Genomic DNA, 279 nt, shown 5'->3' with positions numbered 1-279 from the left:
GCACCGGCGCCATCGATGACGGTGCCGGCGTGGGCATCAGCATGGCCGCCGGCCACCTGATCGGCCAGCTCAAGCAGGCGCCCAAGCGCACCATCCGCGTGGTCGCCTTCGCCAACGAGGAGCAGGGCCTGTACGGTGGCCGCGCCTATGCCGAAACCCGCGCAAAGGCTGGCGAACTGGCGCTGCACCAGATCGGCGCGGAGAGCGACTTCGGCGCCGGCCGCATCTACGCCTTCAATACCGGCTCGGGCGACGCCGCCGGCTCGCGCGAGGCGACCA

The 279-nt window shown here is 71.7% G+C and carries 1 protein-coding gene; it reads left to right on the top strand.

Annotation, left to right across the window (positions count from 1 at the left end; translation table 11 throughout):
* Positions 1–279 (top strand): M28 family peptidase (locus tag SB822_RS56610; RefSeq protein WP_410859041.1); only part of this gene is annotated, 279 nt, incomplete at both ends.

The sequence above is a fragment of the Paraburkholderia sp. SIMBA_054 genome, assembly GCF_046534875.1.
Taxonomy (GTDB): Bacteria; Pseudomonadota; Gammaproteobacteria; order Burkholderiales; family Burkholderiaceae; genus Paraburkholderia; species Paraburkholderia hospita.
The sequence above is the reverse complement of the archived record's forward strand: the minus strand, read 5'-3'. Positions and strand labels throughout refer to the sequence as shown.